Below are 18617 nucleotides of genomic sequence, written 5' to 3'. Positions count from 1 at the left end.
CCCTTTTCTTCTGAAAGAACAAGTGAGACCCCGGCTTTCGCCGGGGTGACGTTAGAATTTAAGTGTTACAGGTCGATCAGCAGGCGGGTCGGATCTTCGATCGCATTCTTGACCGCGACGAGGAAGGTGACCGCTTCGCGACCATCGACCATGCGGTGGTCGTAGCTGAGCGCCAGATACATCATCGGACGCGCCACGATCTGGCCGTTGCGGACGACCGGCCGTTCCTCGATGCGGTGCAGGCCCAGAACCGCCGACTGGGGCGGGTTGATGATCGGGCTGGACAGCAGCGACCCGAACACGCCGCCATTGGAGATGGTGAAGGTGCCGCCCTTCATATCTTCCATGGTCAGCTTGCCTTCCTTGGCCTTCTTGCCAAAGCCGCCGATGGTCTTTTCGATGTCCGCGACACTCAGGCTTTCCGCATTGCGGATGACCGGCACGACGAGACCGGTGGGCGCAGACACGGCGACCGAGATGTCGCAGAAGTCGTTATAGACGATCTCGTCGCCTTCGATCTGTGCGTTCACGCCCGGAATGTCGCGCAGCGCCATGCAGACGGCCTTGGTGAAGAAGCCCATGAAGCCCAGACGGACGCCATGCTTCTTCTCGAACAGGTCCTTATATTTCGCGCGCGCCTCGATGATGTTGGTCATGTCGACGTCGTTGTAGGTCGTCAGCAACGCGGCGGTGTTCTGCGCTTCCTTCAGGCGCTTGGCGACCGTCTGGCGCAGGCGGGTCATCTTGACCCGCTCCTGCTTGCGGCTGGGGCCGGAGGCGGCCGGAGCGTCGGCGGCAGGCGCAGCGGCGGCCGCACCGGCGGCAGCCTTGGCGGTGCCGGCGGCGGCGGCGGCAGTGACGTCGTCCTTGGTCAGGCGGCCGTCCTTGCCGGTGCCCTTGATCTTGCTGGGGTCAAGGCCATGTTCCAGCACCAGGCGGCGAACCGCCGGCGACAGGGTCAGATTGCCGCCTTCTTCGTCATCCGAAGCGGCAGGCGCAGACGCCGACGCGGCGGGCGCCGGGGCAGCGGCTTCCGCCTTGGCGGCAGGCGCGGCGGCAGCGGCAGGCGCCGGCGCGGCAGCGGCCGAACCGCCTTCGTTGACATAAGCCAGCAGCGCGCCGACCTCGACCGTGTCGCCTTCCTTGGCGATGATGTCGCCCATGACACCGGCGACGGTCGAGGGTACGTCGACCGCGACCTTGTCGGTTTCGAGGGACACGATCGGCTCGTCGACCTTGACGGCTTCACCGGGCTTTTTGAGCCACTGGCCCACGGTTGCTTCGGTAACGGATTCGCCCAGGGTTGGGACTTTGACTTCGGTAGCCATGAGCTTGATCAGCCTTTCTTCTGGCGACGGATTTCTTCACGGACGCTGTGACCCAGCGCATCGGCGACGAGGGCGCCCTGTTCGGACACATGGCGCGACGCCAGCCCCGTGGCGGGCGATGCCGACGCCTTGCGACCGGCATAGCGGGCGCGCTTGGGCGACTTGCCGGCCTTGGCCAGGGCTTCCTCGATATAGGGTTCGACGAAGAACCATGCGCCATTGTTGCGCGGCTCTTCCTGGCACCAGACGATTTCGTCCAGATTGGTCATGCGCTCGATGCGCTTGGCCAGGGCGTCGGTCGCGAACGGGTAGATCTGTTCGATGCGAACGATCTGCACATCCTTGTCGCCGGCCGCGTCGCGCGCCTCCATCAGGTCGTAGAACACCTTGCCGGAACACAGGACCAGGCGCTTCGTATCCTTGTCGGCCGACCCGTTGGGGTCCGAAAGGATGCGCTTGAACTGGGTTTCGCCCAGGAAATCCTCCGCCTTGCTGACCGCCAGCTTATGACGGAGCAGCGACTTGGGCGCCATGATGATGAGCGGCTTGCGGAAGGGCCGCAGCATCTGGCGACGCAGCGCGTGGAAGTAATTGGCCGGGGTCGTGATGTTGGCGACCTGGATATTGCCTTCCGCACATAGTTGCAGGAAGCGTTCCAGACGCGCCGAACTATGTTCCGGCCCCTGCCCTTCATAGCCGTGCGGCAACAGGCAGACGAGGCCGTTGGAGCGCAGCCACTTGGTTTCGGACGAAGCGATATACTGGTCGAAGATGATCTGCGCGCCGTTGGCGAAATCGCCGAACTGCGCTTCCCAGATCACCAGGCTCTTCGGATCCGCCAGCGCGAAACCATATTCGAAGCCCAGCACGCCATATTCGGACAGCGGCGAATCCAGCACCTCGAAACGGCCATGCGGCACGGTCGACAGCGGGATATATTTATTCTCGCTGTCCTGATCGGTCCAGACCGCGTGACGCTGGCTGAACGTCCCGCGCCCGGAGTCCTGCCCCGACAGGCGGACGCCATAGCCTTCCGACAGCAGCGAACCGAAGGCCAGGGCCTCGCCGGTCGCCCAGTCGAAATTCTCGCCGGATTTGAACATCTCCGCCTTGGCGGCGAGGACGCGCGTCAGCGTCTTGTGGACGTTCAATCCTTCGGGAACGGTGGTCAGCGTCTTGCCGAGGCCGTCGAACAGCTTGGTGCTGATCGCCGAATCCACGCTCTGGCGCGAGGTTTCGGCGTCGGCCGGCTTGTGCAGGCCCGACCAGCGACCGGCGAACCAGTCGGCCTTGTTGGCCTTGTAGCTCTTGGACGCCTCGAACTCTTCTTCCAGATGATTGACGAAATCGCCCGTCACCTTGCTGACATAGTCGTCGTCGACCACGCCTTCATTCTTCAGCCGCGCCGAATAGACGTCGCTGACCGGCGGATGCTGGCGGATTTCCTTGTACATCAGCGGCTGGGTGAAGCCCGGCTCGTCGCCTTCATTATGGCCGAAGCGGCGATAGCACCACATGTCGATCACGATGTCGCGGTGGAAGGTCTGGCGATATTCCATCGCCAGCTTGCACGCGAAGGTCACGGCTTCGGGATCGTCGCCATTGACGTGCAGGATCGGCGCCTGAACCCCCTTCGCCACGTCGGACGGATAGGGCGAGCCGCGCGAGAATTGCGGGCTGGTGGTGAAGCCGATCTGGTTGTTGATGATGAAGTGGACGCAGCCGCCGGTATTGTACCCATGCACGCCGGAGAAGCCGAGGCACTCCCAGACGATGCCCTGCCCCGCAAAGGCCGCGTCGCCGTGGATCAGCACGGGCAATACCTGCTCATGCTTGCCCAGATCGTCGCGGAAGGTCTGCTGCGCGCGGACCTTGCCCAGCACCACCGGATCGACGGTTTCGAGGTGCGAGGGGTTGGGGACCAGCGACATATGAACCTTGACGCCATCGAACTCGCGATCGGTCGATGTGCCCAGATGATATTTCACGTCGCCCGATCCGCCCACATCTTCCGGATTGGCGGTGCCGCCGGAAAATTCGTGGAAGATGACGCGGAAGCCCTTGGCCATCACATTGGCCAGCACATTGAGGCGGCCGCGATGGGCCATGCCGAACACGATCTCGCGCACGCCGGACTGGCCACCATATTTGATGACCGCTTCCAGCGCGGGGATCATGGATTCGCCGCCGTCCAGGCCGAAGCGCTTGGTGCCGACATATTTGCGGCCCAGAAACTTCTCATATTGCTCGCCCTGGATGACCTTGGCCAGGATCGCCTTCTTGCCCTCGGGCGTGAAGATGATTTCCTTGTCCTTGCCTTCCAGCCGGTCCTGCAGGAAACGGCGTTCCTCCACATCGGCGATGTGCATATATTCCAGGCCGACATTGCCGCAATAATTGGCGCGCAGGATCGCGACGATCTCCGCCACGGTCGCATATTGCAGGCCCAGCGTGCCGCCCAGATAGATTTTTTTCGCGGGGTCGGTCAGGCCGTGATATTCCGGCGTCAGGTCGGCCGGCAGATCGCGCTTGGTCAGCCCCAGCGGATCGAGATTGGCGGCCAGATGGCCACGCACGCGATAAGTGCGGATCAGCATCTGCGCGCGGATGGCGTCGTCGGCCGCGGCGACGGCGTCGACATCCGACACGGCTTTGCCGGCGGACTTGGCGGCGGCCTTCACGGCGACCTGCATCTGGGTGGGGTCCATCGCCCCGGTCAGATCGTCGGTGTCGCTCAGCGGCCAGTTATCGCGCGCCCAGCTTGGCCCGCGTTCAATCTCGAATTCCTGGTTCTCGTAACCCATTGCCTTGTCCCATGCCAGCCGCGTGCAGTCGCGGCGCGGGGAAATCAGCGGCCGGGGTGCAGCCCGGCCGCCTGCATAGATAGGAGCTGTTTAGCCCTTCAGCACGTCGACCAGCGTCGAGCCAAGCTCGGACGGGCTGGCGGCGACCTTGATACCGGCCGCTTCCATCGCCGCGATCTTGCTTTCCGCGTCGCCCTTGCCGCCCGACACGATCGCGCCGGCATGGCCCATGCGACGGCCCGGAGGCGCCGTGCGGCCCGCGATGAAGCCGGCCATCGGCTTCTTGCGGCCGCGCTTGGCTTCGTCGATCAGGAACTGGGCGGCCTGTTCTTCCGCATCGCCGCCGATTTCGCCGATCATGATGATCGATTCGGTGGCGTCGTCGGCCAGGAACAGTTCCAGCACGTCGATGAAGTTGGTGCCGTTGACCGGGTCGCCGCCGATGCCGACGGCCGTGGTCTGGCCCAGGCCCGCATTGGTGGTCTGGAACACGGCTTCATAGGTCAGGGTGCCGGAACGCGACACGACGCCGACGCTGCCCTTCGAGAAGATCGAACCGGGCATGATGCCGATCTTGCATTCGCCCGGCGTCAGGACGCCGGGGCAGTTCGGGCCGATCAGGCGCGACTTGCTGCCCGACAAAGCGCGCTTTACGCGGACCATGTCGAGGACAGGGATGCCTTCGGTGATCGCGACGATCAGCGGGATTTCGGCATCGATCGCTTCCAGGATCGAATCGGCCGCAAATGGCGGCGGCACGTAGATGACCGAAGCGTCGGCGCCGGTCTTGCTCTTGGCTTCGGCGACCGTGTCGTACATGGGCAGGCCGATATGGCTGGTGCCGCCCTTGCCGGGGGTCACGCCGGCAACCATCTGGGTGCCGTAGGCCAGGGCCTGTTCGGTGTGGAAGGTGCCGGTGGCACCGGTCATACCCTGCGTGATGACCTTGGTGTTCTTGTTCACCAGAATGGACATGGGTGTCCCTTTATCTGCTGTGGAAGTGGCACTTGGGTCTAAAGCGCCCCGTTCCAGGCTGCGCACTTACCTGGAACGGAACGGTGCAGCTGTTAAAGCTCAGGCGAGCGAGGGATCGATTCCCTTGCACGCTTCCAGCAATTCCTTGACGGCGTCGACAGACACCTGAAGGTTCGCCTTGGCTTCGTCATTCAGTTCGATCTCGACGATCTGCTCGACGCCGTCCTTGCCGATGATGACCGGCACGCCGACATAGAGATTGTCGACGCCATATTGACCGGTCAGGTTCGCGGCGCAGGGCAGCAGGCGCTTCTTGTCGCCCAGATAGGCTTCGGCCATCGCGATCGCGCTGGTGGCGGGCGCATAGAAGGCCGAACCGGTCTTGAGCAGCGCGACGATCTCGCCGCCGCCCGAACGGGTACGCGCGACGATGGCGTCGATGCGCTCCTGGGTCGACCGGCCCTGCTTGATCAGGTCGGGAACCGGGATGCCGGCGACGGTCGAATATTCGATCACCGGGACCATCGTGTCGCCATGGCCGCCCAGCACGAAGCTGGTGACGTCCTTGGCCGAAACCTGGAATTCCTCGGCGAGGAAATGGTTGAAGCGCGACGAGTCGAGCACGCCGGCCATGCCGACGACCTTATTGTGCGGCAGGCCCGAAAATTCGCGCAGCGCCCACACCATCGCGTCGAGCGGGTTGGTGATGCAGATGACGAAGGCGTCGGGCGCGTTGGCGGCGATGCCCTCGCCCACGGCCTTCATGACCTTGAGGTTGATGCCCAGCAGGTCGTCGCGGCTCATGCCCGGCTTGCGCGCCACGCCGGCGGTGACGATGATCACGTCCGCGCCCGCAATGTCGGCATAATCGTTGGAGCCGGTGATCTTGGCGTCGAAGCCTTCGACCGACGCGCACTGCGACAGGTCGAGCGCCTTGCCCTGCGGCACGCCTTCGACGACGTCGAACAATACAATGTCGCCAAGCCCCTTGAGGGCCGCGAGATGCGCCAACGTGCCGCCGATATTGCCAGCGCCGATGAGCGCGATCTTGTTACGGGCCATATGCAATCATCCTCCAAGTCGTGACTACTGGAATTGCTGGTCCGCCTACGCCCTTCGAACAGGGGTTTCAACCGCCGAAGCCCTGGGAATGCAAATTATCTTTGCAATTCATTCGCAATTGCATTAGATGCGATTCACACCCTGTCGCTGCAGACTTCTACCCTGGTCTTCAGCCTTCCCTGCAGAGGTATCCTGCCGGGCGCCTTTCTCCTCGGAGGCGCCCGGCCTGTTTCCCACCTTAAGATTGCGGCCTGATGAACGGCCCGCGCGCGATCGGACGGGCCGATTCCACCCGGCGACGAACGGACCGACGAGGATGAAGTCATGTTGGGTCCATGACCCGGCGGGCTATTTCGGCCCGTGGCCCAGCGCCAGATAGTCGTCCGACTGCATTTCCATCAGCCGCGACACGGTGCGCTCGAATTCGAAGGCGCCGTCTCCCTCCGGATAGAGGCGCGCCGGTTCGGCATCGGCCGACGCCAGCAATTTCACCTTATATTCGTAGAGCGAGTCGATCAGCGTCACGAAGCGCGCGGCTTCGTTGCGGTTTTCCGGCCCCAGCACGGGAATGCCGACGATGATGACCGTATGATATTTACGCGCGATCGCCAGATAGTCCGGCGCACCGCGCGCTTCCGCACACAGCCGCTTGAACGAGAAGACCGCGACGCCCTTCAGGCTCTTGGGCACATGCAGGGTGCGGCCGCCCTGCACGACAATATCCTCCGACGGCACATTGGCACGGTCGGACGGCGGATAGTCGGTCAGCCGGAAGAAGGCCGTGCTGAGCGCCTGCGTCGCTGCATCGCCATTGGGACAATGCCACAATGTCGCGTCGCCCAGACGGTCGCGCCGATAATCGGTCGGCCCGTTCAGCGTCATCACGTCCAGCTTCATCTTTATGAGGTCGATGAAGGGCAGGAAAAGCTGGCGGTTGAGGCCGTTCTTGTAGAGTTCGTCCGGCTCGCGGTTGGACGTCGTGACGATCGTCACCCGCTTTTCCAGCAATCCGGTGAACAGCCGCGACATGATCGCCGCGTCGGCCATATTGTTGACGACCATCTCGTCGAAGCAGAGCAGGCGCGCCTCGTCGGACAGCGATTCGACCACTGGCGGGATCGGATCGCCCGTTTCCGACTTGCGCGCGTCGGCCAGCCGGGCATGGACGTCGAGCATGAATTCGTGAAAATGCGCGCGCTTCTTCCGCTGAATCTGCACCGTGTCGAAGAACAGGTCCATCAACATCGATTTGCCGCGCCCGACCCCGCCCCACATGTAGAGACCACGGGGCGGATCGGGTTGCTTGCGCAGCAGCTTCCACAGCGTCGATCCGCGCGCGGGCACCGCTTGCAGCTCCTGCTGCAACCGATCGAGTCGCTCGGCCGCCGACCGCTGGTCGGCATCGGGCCGCAATTCGCCCGCCTGCACCAGCGCGTCGTAGCGGGCGAGAACGGCGGTCACTTTTTCGCGCGCGCCTTGCGGATCGTGGCGGTCGATGCCGCGACCGGCTCGCCGTCCTGCGTCATCACCATGCGCAGGAACAACATCCGCCCGGTTTCGCGCAGCAGCTCGACTTCGGCGATCAGGTCGGGACCGACCTTGCCAGCGCCCAGATATTGCATGTTAAGGTCGATGGTCACGCCATTGACATGCTCCTTCAGCCCCATGGCCCACAGCGCGCCGAAAAAGGCGTGGTCGGCAAAGGCGGCCAGGAAGCCGCCATGCAGCATGTCGATTCGATTGCGATGGCCGGGGCGCGTCTCCAGCCCCACCTGCGCCCTGCCCGAACCCAGGTCGCGCATATAGCCGCGCCCGATGGCCTGCAGGAAGGTGTCGGGATGCGGCTCGGCCCAACCGGACCACCCCGCCCATTTCCCTTCGGTCAGCGCAATCCCGCCTGCAACGCCGTCACTGCTCAAGATCAGAGCTGCCGCTCGACCATCATCTTCTTGGTTTCGGCGATCGCCTTGGCCGGGCTGAGGCCCTTGGGGCAGACATTCGCGCAATTCATGATGGTGTGGCAGCGATAAAGGCGGAAGGGATCTTCCAGATCGTCCAGACGCTCGCCGGTATATTCGTCGCGGCTGTCCGCCAGCCAGCGATAGGCCTGGAGCAGGATCGCCGGACCCAGGAACTTGTCCGAATTCCACCAGTAGGACGGGCAGCTGGTCGAGCAGCAGGCGCACAGGATGCACTCGTAGAGGCCGTCCAGCTTTTCGCGCTCGGCGGGCGACTGGAGCCGCTCCTTGCCCGATGGCGGCGGCGACACGGTCTTCAGCCAGGGCTGGATCGAATTATACTGGGCGTAGAAATGGGTGAAGTCGGGCACCAGGTCCTTGATGACGTCCATATGGGGCAACGGCGTGATACGCACATCCTTGCCGCTGCATTCGTCGATCGCGGTGGTGCAGGCCAGGCCGTTCTTGCCGTTCATGTTCATCGAACAGCTGCCGCAAATGCCTTCGCGGCACGACCGGCGGAAGGTCAGCGTGGGATCATATTCGTTCTTGATCTTCAGCAATGCGTCCAGAACCATCGGGCCGCACGCATCGAGATCGATGTCGAACGTGTCGTAACGCGGGTTCTGGCCGGAGTCGGGATCGTAGCGATAGACCTTGAAGCTGCGCACATTGGTCGCGCCGGCGGGCGCGGGGTGGGTCACGCCCTTGCCGCTGATCTTGCTGTTCTTGGGCAACGCAAATTCGGCCATCGCTCGTCGAGCCTCTTCGAATAGGTCTGTCTGGTCGGGGTCCGCATAACAAAAAATAAGCAAAGGTCCAGCGTCGTGGACCATGTTTCTGTCCTCAAGCGCTTGTTGCAAATGGCTTGCAAATCATCGGAGGGCCGCTTGCTTCCTCCACCATCCGCGCTAGGGCGGCAAATCTCTAAGGATATAGTCTTGCCGACCGACATCGCCTTTCTCGCTATCGCCGAAGCGCAGCAGCTCTATCACTGGCTGCCCGCCACGCTGGAACTGGCGCGCCGGCCCGACGTGCGGGTCAGCATATTGTCGCCATCGGACCAGATATTGGCGCTGGTCGCCAGCTATGATCCGCAGGGCCGCCTCGCCTGCATCCGGCTGCGTCGGCCCCCCTCCCGCCCCGACTCGCTGTTCCGCCAGCCGTCCCGCCTCGCGACCCTGCTGCTCAACTATGCGACCATCGCGCGCTTCCCGACTCTGGTGACGACCGAGATCAGCAGCGCCTGGCTGCGCCGCGTGCCGGGTTTCGCCTCCCGCCTCATCCTCATCAAACATGGCGCGGGCGACCGGGAGGGCGGCTACAAGAAACGCCATGCCGATTTCGACCTCACCCTGGTCGCGGGCGAAAAGGACCGCCGCCGCATGATCGATCGCGGCCTGTGCACGCCCGACACGGTCGCGGTCGGCGGCTATCCCAAGTTCGAGCTGAAGGCGCCGCGCCAGCGCTATTTCTACAATGACGACCCGGTGCTGCTCTATAACCCGCATTTCGACCCGAAACTCTCCTCCTGGATCAAGCACGGGCCACAGGTGCTTGCCGCGCTGGAGGCCCTGGTCGGCTGGAACGTCATTATCGCCCCCCATACCAAGCTGGCGCGCACCGCCGCCCCGATCGCCAGCCCCGCGCCGCATATCCGCATCGACATGGGCAGCCGCCATTCGATCGACATGAGCTATACGATGAGCGCGGACGTCTATCTGGGCGACGTATCGAGCCAGGTCTATGAATTCCTGCTCCACCCGCGCCCCTGCATCTTCCTCAATCTCGACCATCGCGACGGCGCGGGCGACGCCTTCGCCCATTGGCGGCTGGGCCAGGTGATCGAGTCTGCCGACGCGCTGCCCGCCGCGCTCGCCCGCGCAACCGACTTGCAACCCGGCTTCGTTGCTGCTCAGGAAGCAGCGATGCAGCAATCGATCGACCTGTCCCCGGCCCCCGCTTCGCAGCGCCAGGCCGACCTCATCCTGAATTTCGCCCACACACACCATCTTGCGACGAGCCAAGCATGACCCAGATCCTCGCCACCACCCTTGGCCCCGTCCGCCTTCTGGGCGACAATCCGACGCCGATCTGGGGCATGGCCAATGCCGAACGCAATCGCCGCATGGCGGAAAGCGCCGCGAAGAACGGCAGCCATCTGGCGGCGGGGCATGAACTGGTCTTCAACCTCCTCTATGCCTTCGACCCGCTGCTGCTGCGGCTGGTGCTCGAAACGCCCGGCACGCTCTTCGCCTGGGGCCGGACGCCGATCGTGGGCCAGGTGCCGCAGGGCAGCGATCCCCTCGCCGCGCCGCATGTCATCGACCTGTCGGACGGCCGCAGGCTCTACAATCGCCAGTTGCGCAAGCTGGAGCAACCGATGGTGCGCGAGCTGACCCCGGCGACCCGGCGGGAGATCGAGCGGCGCAGCTATTTCGGCGCCTATAAGGGCGTCACGGACCTGCTCACCAAATATCTCTGGCCCGAACTGGCGCTGATCCTGACCCGCATCGCCGCGCAGTTGAAGATGACGCCCAACATGGTGTCGGTGATCGGCGTCACCCTCTGCCTGGTCGCGACCTTCCTCTTCGCCGAGGGGATGTACTGGACCGGCTTCCTGTGCGGCTTCATCTTCATGGTGCTGGACACGGTCGACGGCAAACTCGCCCGCTGCACCATCACCTCGTCCAAATGGGGCAATGTGATCGACCATGGCGTCGACCTCGCCCACCCGCCCTTCTGGTGGTATTTCTGGGGCACGGGCCTGGCCTATTGGGGCCTGTCGCTCTCGACCCGGGCCTTCGCGCTGGTGATGGCGGCGGTGATCGCAGGCTATGTGCTGCAACGGCTGATCGAGGGCATGTTCCTCAAGGACTTCAAGATGGACATCCATGTCTGGCGTCCCTTCGACAGCCAGTTCCGCCTCGTCACCGCACGCCGCAACCCGAACATGGTGATCCTGTTCGTGTCGCTGCTCTTCGGCCGCCCCGACATCGGCCTGATCGCGCTGGCCTGGTGGACGGTCCTCTCGCTGGTCGTCCACGCCGTGCGACTGGCCCAGGCCTATGCCGTCAAGCGTTCGGGCCGTCCGATCGTGAGCTGGATGGACGAAGCGGAGGCCGCAGCATGAACGCCACCATCGCAAAATTCGGCTGGCCCGCGACCCTGATCGCGGAATTCGACCACTGGGTCGTGCTGCTCCGTCCTACCCAGCCGACGCTGGGATCGCTGGTGCTGGCGGCGAAGAGCGACGCGACCGCCTTCGGCGACCTGCCGGCGGAGGCCCATGCAGAATTGAAGACCGCCACCGCCACGATCGAGGCGGCGCTCACCAGGGCGGTGGGCTATGCGAAGATCAATTATCTGATGCTGATGATGGTCGACCCCCATGTCCATTTCCACGTTATCCCCCGCTATGAAGGAACGCGCAGCGGCGGCGGCTTGACGGTGGCCGATGCGGGCTGGCCGGGGCAACCGGACCTGGGTGCGGCGGTCAGGCCGGACGGCGCGCTCGAAGATTTGCGGGCGTGGTTGCAAGGCTGGTTCGACGGGGCCATGGCGTAGCGCCCGCCCGCCTTCCCGCACAGGCACGCCAGCTAAGCCCGCCGCCCGGCGTCGGGCGACCGGATATGTTCGCGGCGCACGCCCAGACCCAGCAGCCGCGCCGGCACTCCCCGCAGCGCCGCGTGCCGGTCCAGCATACGCACCGCCAGAGGTGGCCCGTCCAACCGCGCATCGGGCCGCAGCAACGCGCCGATGATCCGGTCATGCGCGATCTTTTGTACCCGCTGGATCAGCCATGTCGGCCACATTCGCCGCTGCTGGACGACCGCCGCCAGCCCGTCCGCCATGGCGCCCGCGGCCATCTGCGCCGCCATGATATTGGCCGCCGCCACCGCATCCTGGATCGCCAGGTTGATGCCGACCCCGCCCACCGGCGACATGGCGTGCGCCGCATCGCCGATCGCCAGCAATCCCGGCCGGTGCCAGCGCGTCAGCCGGTCGAGCGCCACCGACAGCAATTTCACCTGGTCCCAGTGGGTCAGCGCCTCCGCTGCCGCCGCCATCTCGCGATTCAGCGTCGCAATTTCGGCGCGAAAGGCGGGCAGGCCCCGCGCCCGCACCGCATCGGCCTGCCCCTTGGCGAAGACATAGGCGCATTGCCAATATTCGCCCCGGTCGATCTGCACGAACAGCCGCCCCGCCTCGAACACGCCCATCGTCTCGTTGCCCGTTCCCGCGGTCTTGGGCAGGCGGAACCAGAAGACGTCCATCGGTGCGCCCAGATCCTTGCGCGGCAGCGCCGCCGCGTCGCGCAGCACCGACCGGCGGCCATCGGCGGCAATGACATAATCGGCCGCGATCACCTGTCCGTCCGCCATCCGCACCCCGTTCACCCGCTTGTGTGCATCATGGGTCAGGCCGGTCGCCTCGGTCTCCATGCGCAGCGTGAAATCAGGATAGCGCTTCGCTTCTGCCGCCAGGAAGTCGAGAAATTCCCATTGCGGCATCATCGCGATGAACCGGCTCTCCACCGGCAGGCGGCGGAAATCGGCGATCCGCACCGTCTGTCCGCCGATCCGCGCGCGCAACTGGTCGACCCTGTCGTGCGGGCGCCGCAACAGCGCGTCGCGCAGCCCCAGTTCGCGGAACAGTTCCAGCGTCGAAGGATGGACGGTATCGCCCCGAAAATCGCGCAGGAAATCGCCATGCTTTTCCAGCACCGTGGTCGGCACGCCCGCCCGCGCGAACAGCAGCCCCGCCATCATCCCCGCAGGCCCGCCACCGACAATGACCAGATGCGACGCCATGGCCGATCTCCCAAAGCGGCATCATAGCATCGTTCGCCCGGCCTATTCCACCGTCACGCTCTTCGCCAGATTGCGCGGCTGATCGACATCCGTCCCCTTCGCCACTGCGACATGGTAAGCCAGCAACTGCACCGGCACCGCGTACACCAGTGGCGCGATCAGCGGATGCACCTTGGGCATCTCGATCGTCGCCATACAGCCCTCGCCCGCCGCCGCGATCCCTTCCGCGTCGGAAATCAGCACCACCTTGCCGCCGCGTGCCTGCACTTCCTGCATATTGCTCACGGTCTTCTCGAACAGCGGGCCACTGGGCGCGATCACGATCACCGGCACCAGTTCGTCGATCAATGCGATCGGCCCATGCTTCATCTCGCCCGCGGCATAGCCCTCGGCATGGATATAGCTGATTTCCTTGAGTTTCAGCGCCCCTTCCAGCGCCATAGGATAGTCCGGCCCGCGGCCCAGATACAGCACGTCCCGCGCCGGCGCGATCAGGTGCGCCATCGCCTCGATCTGCCCGTCGCGGCTCAGTGCCTCGTTCAAGGCCGCAGGCGCCTCGCTCAGGTGCCAGACGATCTGCGCCTCCTCCTGTGGCGTCAGCCGACCCTTGGCCCGCGCCAGATTGGCCGCCAGCGCCGCCAGCACCGCCAACTGGCAGGTGAACGCCTTGGTCGACGCCACGCCGATTTCCGGTCCGGCATGGGTCGGCAGCAACAGGTCCGCCTCGCGCGCCATCGAACTGGTCGGCACGTTCACCACCACCGCGATGATCTGCCCCTCCGCCTTGGCATGGCGCAGCGCGGCCAGCGTATCGGCCGTCTCGCCCGACTGGCTGATGAACAGCGCCAGCCCGCCCGCCTCCAGCACCGGGTCGCGATAGCGGAACTCGCTCGCGACATCGATGTCCACGGCCACGCGCGCGAATTTCTCGAACCAATATTTCGCCACCAGCCCGGCATAATAGCTGGTGCCGCACGCGACGATGGTGATGCGCTTCACCGCGCCCAGGTCGAACTCCATGTCGGGCATGGCGACCTCATTCTCCATCCGGCGCAGATAGGAACGCAGCGTCTGGGCGACCACGACCGGCTGCTCGTAAATCTCCTTCTGCATGAAGTGGCGATGATTGCCCTTGTCGATCATCGCCCCCGACACGCCGGAAATCGTCACCGGCCGCTCGACCGGCTGGTTGTCCTTGTCGAAAATTGCGGCGCCATCCGCCGTGACGACGACCCAGTCGCCCTCCTCCAGATAGGCGATCCGCTGGGTCAGCGGCGCCAGCGCCAGCGCGTCCGACCCCAGATAGGTTTCCCCCTCGCCATAGCCGACCACCAGCGGCGACCCCAGCCGCGCGCCGATCAGCATGTCGGGATGGCTGCGGAACGCGATCGCCAGCGCGAAGGCGCCATGCAGCCGCGGCAACACCTGCGCCACGGCCTCTTGCGGCGACGCGCCCTGCTCCACCAGTTCGCTCACCAGATGGGCGACGACCTCGGTGTCGGTCTGGCTGTCGAAATGCCGGCCCCGCGCCATCAACTCCGCGCGCAGCGACTTGAAATTCTCGATGATGCCGTTGTGGACCAGCGCGACTTCGCTGGTTGCATGGGGGTGGGCGTTGCTGGTGGTCGGCGCGCCATGCGTCGCCCAGCGCGTGTGCGCGATGCCAGTGGTGCCGGGCAGCGGCTCGTCGCGCAATTCGCGCACCAGATTCGCCAGCTTCCCCTCGGCCCGTCGCCGCTCGATCGCGCCGTCATGGATGGTGGCCACGCCCGCGCTGTCATAACCGCGATATTCCAGCCGCTTCAAACCGTCGACCAGCCGTTCCGCCACGTCGTCCTTACCGATGATGCCGATGATGCCGCACATGTGCCGGAAAGCCTTTCAGAGTGTATAGGGAACGCGGATGCCCGGCATCTCTGCCGGGAAATCCTTTGTATTTCGTGTCACCAGCACGCGGCCGCGCAATTGCGCCGTGGCCAGGATGATCGCATCCATCGCTTTGAGCCGCCCCCGTTCGCGGCGCAAGGCCGCCGCGCGCTTGCCGACCTCCGCGTCGATCTCGTCCACGCCAAAGCCGGACAGGAGCGTTTCCGCCCGCCACAGCCCGTCGCCCGACCCTTTCGACATCACTTCGATCCATACCGCCCGGCTGATCCACGCCCGCGCGCCATAGTCGGTCGCGCGGTCGATTTCCATACGGGCCGGGGCAAAGCCCGCCAAGGCATCGATGATGATATTGGAATCGAAGCTGAAACCACTCACCGGGACACGGGCTTCTTGGCGCCGGGATATTTGCCCGCCATCATATCGAGATAAATCTGACGCTGGCGATCATCCTCCGCGTCGAACAGGTCGGGAAACTCCGCCCTGGTCTCTTCATAATCATCGTCCCAGGGCCGGGTCGATGACGCCCGCTCCCGCCGCTGCCATGCGACCGCATCGCCGATGTCGACCTGATCCTTCCAGGCGCCAAAGCCGATATCGAGCCATTTCTTGCTGGTCACCGATTCCGCTTCGGCGCGATAATCGCGCACCGCCTCCCGCAGCACCGCCGCCCGCGACTTGCCCTGCTCGCGCGCCATCTGGTCGAGCCATTTGACATCATCGTCGGGAATGTCGGCCAGGAAACGCATGATGCCATGATATCATATCATGATATCAGGTCAAGTCGCGGCCGGATCGTCACCAGCCAGATATCCGGCGGCGCCAGCATCCGAAACGGCGCGCTGCTCGTCCCCACCCCGCCCGACACGATCATCGTCCGCGCGCCTTCTCGATACAGCCCGCACGCATAGCGTGTCCCATATTTCGACGGCACATAAACGACGCCCAGGAATGGCAGGGCGATCTGCCCGCAATGGGTGTGGCCAGCGAGTGTAAGCGACGCCGCATCGGGCAGTCGCGGAAAAACATCCGGCCCATGCGACAGGATCAGCGGCGCGCCGCCCGCTTGGCGCATCGCCGCCAGCGTGCCGGGCATGTCGATCCGGCGGGTATAGACATCCTTCAACCCGCCGATCGCCAGCGGCCCACGCCGCACCGCGCCGTCCTGCAACAGGGTGACGCCGATCCGCGCGAACGCGGCACGCCAGTCCGGCCCGCTCAGCGCCCGGCGATTGCGCTTGCTGCGGCTGTCATGATTGCCCAGCACCGCCACCACTCCCAGCGGTGCGCGCAACCGGGCGAACGGCGCGATGCTCGCCCGCGCATCATAGGTCGCCCCGCCCTTGTCATCGCCGATATAGTCGCCGCCCAGCAGGATCAGGTCGGGCCTGAGCGCATTGATCTGCGCCACGATCCGGCGCAGCCGATCCGGGCTGTTGTCCGGCCCCGACAAATGCGTGTCGGTCAGCAGCGCGACGGTGACGGGTGCGCGCGGCGCGCCCGCCGGAAAGGGCAGCGCAACTTCCGCCCGCCGCACGACCGGCATGGCGCTGGCGTTGTGGAGGAGCCAGCCGACAAAAGCGAGGATCGCCAGCAAAAGGCACAGGCTTCCTGTCAACCACGGGCGGCGGCGGACAAAACTCATCCCTTGGCGGCGGCTTTCCGCGCCAGCATCCGCTCGCGGAAGCGCTTGGCCCAGCCCGGCTTGCCGACCTGATCGGGCCGCACCAGACACAGCGCATCGGCCTCGACCGGCTTGGTCACCACGCTGCCCGCCGCCACGATCGCGCCCGCGCCGATGGTCGCCGGGGCGACCAGCGCGCTGTTCGACCCGATAAACGCGCCCGCGCCGATCTCCGTCCTATATTTGAAGAAACCGTCATAATTGCAGGTGATCGTGCCCGCCCCGATATTGGCGCCCGCGCCCACGCTGGCGTCGCCGATATAGGACAGGTGGTTGACCTTCGCCCCCTCGCCCAGGGTCGTCTTCTTGATCTCGACGAAATTGCCGACCTTGGCCTTCACGCCGATCTCCGCGCCCGGCCGCAGCCGCGCATAAGGACCGATCGCCGCCCCACGCGCGATCGTCGCCCCCTCCAGATGCGAAAAGGCGTGGATCACGACATCGTCCGCCACGGTCACGCCCGGCCCGAACACGACATTCGGCTCCACCACCACGTCGCGGCCCAGCACCGTGTCATGGCTGAAGAACACGGTCTCCGGCGCCACCAGCGTCACGCCCTCGCGCATAGCCTCGGCCCGCCGCCGCGCCTGCCACACGCCTTCCACCCCGGCCAGTTCGATCCGGCTGTTGACCCCCGCCACTTCCCACGCTTCCGTCTCGATCACCGCGCTCGTCCCGCCGGGCAGCATGACGATGTCGGGCAGATAATATTCGCCCGCCGCATTCTGGTTGCCGATCTGGTCGAGCAGCACGAACAGGTCGGTCGACCGCACCGCCATCAGCCCGCTGTTGCACAGCGTCACCGCCCGCTCGCCCTCGCTCGCGTCCTTATATTCGACCATCTTCTCGATGATGCCCTGCCCGTCGGCGATGATCCGGCCATAGGCCGCCGCGTCATCGGGCCGAAACCCCAGCACCACAGCGCGCGGTTCGTCGCCCCGGCTCAGCCGATCGAGCATCGCCCGCATCGTCCCCGCGCTCACCAGCGGCACGTCGCCATAGAGGATCAGCACGTCGCCCGCGAACCCCGCCAGCGCATCATGCGCCTGGGCGATGGCATGGCCCGTGCCCAGTTGCTGCGCCTGCACCGCGACGATCGCGCCGGTGCCAGCCACCGCCTGCTCGACCTGTTCGCGCCCCGCGCCGACGACCACCACCTGCCGCTGTGGCGACAATGCGCCCGCGCTCGCCAGCAGGTGGAGCAGCATCGGCCGCCCGGCCACGGGGTGCAACACCTTGTGCAGGCTGGATTTCATCCGCGTCCCCTGCCCCGCGGCAAGGATGATGACGGCGAGCGGGCGCGAAGACGAGTCGGGTACAGTCACGATGAAAACGTCCCTGGCAGGAGGAGGAATCTTGCCGCTCTCTGCCATGTTTGCCTTGCCATTGCCACCGCGCACGCGGCATGGCGGCGGCATGACCAGCCCCTCCATCGATCCCATTCCCTTCGACATCGTCGGCTTCGACCTCGACGGCACCCTGATCGACACCAGCGGCGATCTCGCCGCCGCGGTCAATTACGCGATCGGCACGATCGGCCGTCCGCCCTTTCCCGCCGCATCGATCCACCCCTTCGTCGGCAAGGGCGCGAAAATCATGCTGGCGCGGGCGCTCGACGCATCGGGCGGCTATACCGCGGACACGCTCGACGCGCTCCTGCCGATCCTGCTCGACTATTATGAGCAGAATCTCGCCATCCACTCGGTCCCCTATCCCGGCCTGCTGGACGCGATGGACGCGCTGGCGGAGGCCGGCGTCACACTCGCCATCTGCACCAACAAGGCGGAACGCTTCACCATCCCGCTGATGCGCCAGCTCGGCCTGTCGGACCGCTTCGCCGCGATCGTCGGCGGCGATACGGTCGGCGTCGCCAAGCCTGATCCGGCCCCGATCCGCGAAATGATCGCCCGCGCCGGCGGCGGCCGCGCCATCTTCATCGGCGACACGATCAACGACATAGCGGGCGCACGCAATGCCGGCATCGCCAATGTCGCGGTCGGCTTCGGCTTCCTCGACGGCCCTGTAAACAATCTCGACGCCGACGCCGTCATCCACCATTATGACGAACTGGTCCCGCTGCTCCGGCGCTGGCCGGCATGACGCGCCTG

General features: G+C 65.2%; 17 protein-coding genes. 4 read left to right on the top strand and 13 right to left on the bottom strand.

Going from position 1 to position 18617, the window contains the following annotated elements; translation table 11 throughout:
• Positions 1-65: 65 nt before the first annotated feature.
• From odhB to ABT375_RS17985, 7 genes are all read right to left on the bottom strand, one after another.
• Positions 66-1328, bottom strand: coding sequence for a 2-oxoglutarate dehydrogenase complex dihydrolipoyllysine-residue succinyltransferase (gene odhB / locus ABT375_RS18015; RefSeq protein WP_416463548.1), 1263 nt, complete (start codon positions 1326-1328; stop codon positions 66-68).
• Positions 1329-1336: 8 nt separating this feature from the next.
• Positions 1337-4132 (bottom strand): 2-oxoglutarate dehydrogenase E1 component, encoded by a 2796-nt coding sequence (locus ABT375_RS18010; protein WP_416463547.1) that lies wholly within the window; start codon positions 4130-4132, stop codon positions 1337-1339.
• 90 nt (positions 4133-4222) lie between these two features.
• A complete protein-coding gene (sucD, locus tag ABT375_RS18005; RefSeq protein WP_224549952.1) occupies positions 4223-5107 on the bottom strand; it encodes a succinate--CoA ligase subunit alpha in 885 nt (294 codons plus the stop codon).
• A gap of 99 nt (positions 5108-5206) precedes the next feature.
• Positions 5207-6169: a malate dehydrogenase gene (mdh, locus tag ABT375_RS18000; RefSeq protein WP_261935274.1), complete on the bottom strand. Its 963-nt coding sequence runs from the start codon at positions 6167-6169 to the stop codon at positions 5207-5209.
• A 348-nt stretch (positions 6170-6517) separates the two neighbouring features.
• A complete protein-coding gene (gene zapE, locus ABT375_RS17995; RefSeq protein WP_416463546.1) occupies positions 6518-7630 on the bottom strand; it encodes a cell division protein ZapE in 1113 nt (370 codons plus the stop codon).
• Positions 7627-8088, bottom strand: coding sequence for a PaaI family thioesterase (locus tag ABT375_RS17990; protein WP_224549949.1), 462 nt, complete (start codon positions 8086-8088; stop codon positions 7627-7629). Before ABT375_RS17990 ends, zapE begins: the two co-directional genes overlap by 4 nt.
• Before the next feature lie 2 nt (positions 8089-8090).
• Positions 8091-8879, bottom strand: a complete 789-nt coding sequence (locus tag ABT375_RS17985; RefSeq protein WP_224549948.1) for a succinate dehydrogenase iron-sulfur subunit — start codon at positions 8877-8879, stop codon at positions 8091-8093.
• Between the two features lie 189 nt (positions 8880-9068).
• Here ABT375_RS17985 and ABT375_RS17980 point away from each other — a divergent pair, with 189 nt between their 5' ends.
• The 3 genes from ABT375_RS17980 to ABT375_RS17970 are packed head-to-tail and all read left to right on the top strand — an operon-like array spanning position 9069 to position 11694.
• Positions 9069-10160: a glycosyl transferase gene (locus tag ABT375_RS17980; RefSeq protein WP_416463545.1), complete on the top strand. Its 1092-nt coding sequence runs from the start codon at positions 9069-9071 to the stop codon at positions 10158-10160.
• Entirely contained in the window at positions 10157-11260 is a 1104-nt protein-coding gene (locus ABT375_RS17975) for a CDP-alcohol phosphatidyltransferase family protein (protein ID WP_416463544.1), read from the top strand. Before ABT375_RS17980 ends, ABT375_RS17975 begins: the two co-directional genes overlap by 4 nt.
• The gene (locus ABT375_RS17970) at positions 11257-11694 is read left to right on the top strand and encodes an HIT family protein (RefSeq protein WP_416463543.1); all 438 of its coding nucleotides are present in this window, start codon (positions 11257-11259) and stop codon (positions 11692-11694) included. Before ABT375_RS17975 ends, ABT375_RS17970 begins: the two co-directional genes overlap by 4 nt.
• A 32-nt stretch (positions 11695-11726) precedes the next feature.
• Here ABT375_RS17970 and ABT375_RS17965 read toward each other — a convergent pair whose 3' ends face one another.
• Genes ABT375_RS17965 through glmU form a run of 6 tightly spaced genes read right to left on the bottom strand, consistent with a single transcriptional unit; the run spans position 11727 to position 17765 of the window.
• Positions 11727-12941: an FAD-dependent oxidoreductase gene (locus ABT375_RS17965; RefSeq protein WP_416463542.1), complete on the bottom strand. Its 1215-nt coding sequence runs from the start codon at positions 12939-12941 to the stop codon at positions 11727-11729.
• 42 nt (positions 12942-12983) lie between these two features.
• The gene (glmS, locus tag ABT375_RS17960; RefSeq protein WP_224549943.1) at positions 12984-14807 is read right to left on the bottom strand and encodes a glutamine--fructose-6-phosphate transaminase (isomerizing); all 1824 of its coding nucleotides are present in this window, start codon (positions 14805-14807) and stop codon (positions 12984-12986) included.
• 15 nt (positions 14808-14822) lie between these two features.
• A complete protein-coding gene (locus ABT375_RS17955) occupies positions 14823-15203 on the bottom strand; it encodes a PIN domain-containing protein (protein ID WP_224549942.1) in 381 nt (126 codons plus the stop codon).
• Entirely contained in the window at positions 15200-15574 is a 375-nt protein-coding gene (locus ABT375_RS17950) for a ribbon-helix-helix domain-containing protein (protein ID WP_416463541.1), read from the bottom strand. Before ABT375_RS17950 ends, ABT375_RS17955 begins: the two co-directional genes overlap by 4 nt.
• Before the next feature lie 17 nt (positions 15575-15591).
• Complete coding sequence (locus ABT375_RS17945) at positions 15592-16470, bottom strand: metallophosphoesterase (RefSeq protein WP_416463540.1); 879 nt, start codon at positions 16468-16470, stop codon at positions 15592-15594.
• Positions 16467-17765: a bifunctional UDP-N-acetylglucosamine diphosphorylase/glucosamine-1-phosphate N-acetyltransferase GlmU gene (gene glmU / locus ABT375_RS17940; RefSeq protein ID WP_416464939.1), complete on the bottom strand. Its 1299-nt coding sequence runs from the start codon at positions 17763-17765 to the stop codon at positions 16467-16469. The genes ABT375_RS17945 and glmU overlap by 4 nt, the downstream gene beginning before the upstream one ends.
• A 175-nt stretch (positions 17766-17940) precedes the next feature.
• Between glmU and ABT375_RS17935 the strand changes: the two genes are divergently transcribed.
• Entirely contained in the window at positions 17941-18609 is a 669-nt protein-coding gene (locus ABT375_RS17935) for an HAD family hydrolase (RefSeq protein ID WP_416464938.1), read from the top strand.
• Positions 18610-18617 lie beyond the last annotated feature (8 nt).

Source organism: Sphingomonas sp. VDB2 (assembly GCF_047946695.1).
Classification (GTDB): domain Bacteria; phylum Pseudomonadota; class Alphaproteobacteria; order Sphingomonadales; family Sphingomonadaceae; genus Sphingobium; species Sphingobium bisphenolicum.
This window is presented reverse-complemented; position numbering and strand designations above follow the sequence as displayed.